3 protein-coding genes and 1 pseudogene are annotated in these 2,766 nt (G+C 60.3%); 3 read left to right on the top strand and 1 reads right to left on the bottom strand.

Features of this window, described 5'->3' with window-relative positions; all coding sequences use genetic code 11:
- Positions 1–305: hypothetical protein (locus A2I95_RS30080; protein ID WP_291735774.1), on the bottom strand; the 305-nt coding region annotated here is incomplete at its 3' end.
- A 151-nt stretch (positions 306–456) separates the two neighbouring features.
- On the opposite strand from A2I95_RS30080, the gene A2I95_RS30075 reads away from it, so the two are divergent.
- From A2I95_RS30075 to A2I95_RS30065, 3 genes and pseudogenes are all read left to right on the top strand, one after another.
- Complete coding sequence (locus tag A2I95_RS30075; protein ID WP_291735773.1) at positions 457–1,662, top strand: aromatic ring-hydroxylating dioxygenase subunit alpha; 1,206 nt, start codon at positions 457–459, stop codon at positions 1,660–1,662.
- Between the two features lie 58 nt (positions 1,663–1,720).
- Positions 1,721–2,578: an ABC transporter permease gene (locus A2I95_RS30070; protein WP_027256000.1), complete on the top strand. Its 858-nt coding sequence runs from the start codon at positions 1,721–1,723 to the stop codon at positions 2,576–2,578.
- A pseudogene (locus A2I95_RS30065) lies at positions 2,575–2,766 on the top strand (ABC transporter permease); the annotation flags it as partial. The gene A2I95_RS30070 and the pseudogene A2I95_RS30065, both read left to right, overlap by 4 nt.

Genomic DNA, 2,766 nt, shown 5'->3' with positions numbered 1-2,766 from the left:
TGCTCCAGAACCGGAAACAGCTTGCGCAGCTCATCGTGGTAGCTGCGCACGCCGTGCTCCAAATCCGACAGGATCACCTCATCCGACAGCGTGCAGCCGGCACCGCGCAGCAGGGTGTCCGCTTCGCCGCCAGGTTCGAATACCACGCCGGAGGTAGCCAGCAACTCAATCGCCGTGTCCACGACCCGGTCCACCTGCGCCTGCGTAAGCGGCGCGTAGGCAGGCGTGGCCAGCGAGTGCGGGCCCTTGCTGACAGGTGCTGCAACGGAGGCGGCGGGTCTTCTGCGGCTTCTCGCGCGGCGCATTGCTTCTCCCCTCGACGTTTGAGTGACCGCTCAAATTTGAGGCCGGATTCCTGCTTTGTCCAGCCACGAATGCAAATCCCGGCAAAAATTTTTTGTTTGAGCGCTTAAATAAAAAATGCTACGGATTCCGGTCAGAGGGAAGGAGACCCACATGAAGGACGACGTGCTGTTTAAATCTGATCCGAGAGCCGGCCGTACTGGATTGCCTGCGTGGAGCTATACCAATCCGGAACTTCTGGAAGAAGAAAAGGAGCTATTATTCCGCCGTCATTGGCAGCTTGTCTGCCACGTCAATGATGTGCCGGAGCCCGGCGATTTCATGGCCGCGGATTTCACCGGTGAGCGTGCCCTGGTGGTGCGGGGGAAAGACGGCGCAGTGCGCGCATTTCACAATCTTTGCCGCCATCGGGGCAGCCGTGTCGTGGCTGAAGACAAGGGCCATTGCAAAAACGCCATCATCTGTCCGTTCCACGGCTGGGCTTTCAATCTGGATGGCACCCTGCGCGGTGCGGCACGGCCCGAAACCCTGCCGGATCTGGATCCGCAGGAATGGGGGCTGAAACCGGTCGAGATGGACATCTGGCACGGTTTTGTCTTTGTGCGCTTCAAGCCGGGACCGCAGCCCGCGGTGTCCGAAGTGATGGCGCAGTTCGAGGCGGAGCTGGCGCCTTACGGCCTGGCAGACCTTCTGCCGGACGGGAACGGGATCAGCGCCACTGAAATTGCCGCAAACTGGAAATGCGTCCGCGATGTGGACAACGAAGGCTATCATGTGCCGCTGGCGCACCCGGGCCTGCATGATCTTTTTGGCAGCAACTATGACGATCAGCCTTTCAGTAACGGCGCTGCACGGTCATTCGGCGCCTTCCGTCCCGGTAACGGGCGGCTGTGGAGCGTGCGCAACTACAAAAAGCTGCTGCCCAAAGCCGATGGGCTGGACGAGGAACATCAGGCAGCCTGGCTCTATCTTGGGCTGTTCCCCAACCTGGTGTTCGGCATCTACCCGGACTCGGTGATCTTCTACCACGAGTTTCCGGTGGAAAACGGCCGCACCATCCAGCGTGCCGCCTGTTACAAACGGCCCTCCGAGGACCGGCAGCTGCGCGCTGCGCGCTACCTCAGCGGGCGGATCGACCGGATCACTTCAAAAGAGGACGAGCAGCTGATCGAATGGTGCTGGGAGGCGGCCTTCTCCAGCGGCTATGATGGCGTGATCCTGTCGGATTTGGAGCACGGCGTGCGCAGCTACCACGATGAGCTGCGCAAGCTGTTTCCGGTTCTGGAGCATGACGAACCGGAATCTGGGCAGCTGCAAGCCCGCAACGCCGCACTGCTCGCGCAGCAGGGCAGCACATGAGTGCGGGCGCCGCCTCAGCACCGGCGGCGCCTTGAAAACCGGCCAGGAGGAGCCAGGAATGTTAACCGGAGAGAGGCGCCAGGGCCTCGCATTGATCAGCCCGACATTGCTCTATTCGCTGCTGATGCTGGCCGCACCGCTGGTGATGGTGCTGACGTTCAGCTTCTGGACCCAGAACTATCTGGATCTCGACACCACACTCACGCTGGACAACTACCGCGAGGCCTGGACCAAGCCAATCTACCGTGCGCTGCTGCTCCGCTCGCTGAATATCTCGCTGATCGTCACGGCGGTGACCGTGGGTCTGGCGTTTCCGATCGCCTATTACCTGTCCTTTCACGTCAAGCAGCGCAAAGCGCTGTGGCTGTTCCTGATCACCGTGCCCTTTTGGACCAGCTATCTGCTGCGGGTGTTCCTGTGGAAAGTCATCCTGGGCTACAACGGTGTGCTGAACACAGCATTCACGGGATTGGGCATCATCGACGAGCCACTGACCTTCCTGCTCTACAATGCCAACGCCGTGGTGCTGACTCTGGCGCACGCCTGGGCGCCCTTTGCGATCCTGCCGATTTTCGTGGCGCTTGAGAAAATCGACCGCTCGCTGCTGGAGGCGGCGGAAGACCTGGGCGACGGGCCGGTGCGGCGGTTCTTCCGGATCACCCTGCCCTTGGCAATGCCCGGTGTGGTCGCCTCCACCCTGATCGTGCTGATCCCGACCATCGGCGATTTCATCACCCCGAAACTGGTTGGCGGCACCGACGGGCTGATGATCGCCAACATGATCCAGATTCAATTCGGCAAGGCAAACAACGCGCCGCTGGGGGCTGCGCTGGCAATCACATCAATGCTGATCGTAGCCAGCATCAGCGCAGTGATTTTCCTTCTTGGCAAACGGTTTGGAGGCAAAGTGCAATGAAATCCGCCTTAAAAGGTCTTTCGGCCAAATGGCTGGCACTCTACGCCGTTGCCTACATGGTGTTTCTCTACGCGCCAGTGATCCTGCTGCCGATGTTTGCCTTCAACGATGCCACGATCATTTCCTTTCCGCTGACCGGCTTCACCACCCAATGGTTCGACGTGCTGTGGCAGACCGAATCCCTGCAT

This window comes from Leisingera sp. F5 (assembly GCF_001593695.1).
Note: the sequence above shows the minus strand (reverse complement) of the source record. Positions and strands in the feature narration are given on the sequence as shown.

Excerpts from the sequence above, each read along its gene's own strand:
- A2I95_RS30075 (WP_291735773.1), top strand. The coding sequence starts at position 457 with ATGAAGGACGACGTGCTGTTTAAATCTGATCCGAGAGCCGGCCGTACT.
- A2I95_RS30070 (WP_027256000.1), top strand. The coding sequence starts at position 1,721 with ATGTTAACCGGAGAGAGGCGCCAGGGCCTCGCATTGATCAGCCCGACA.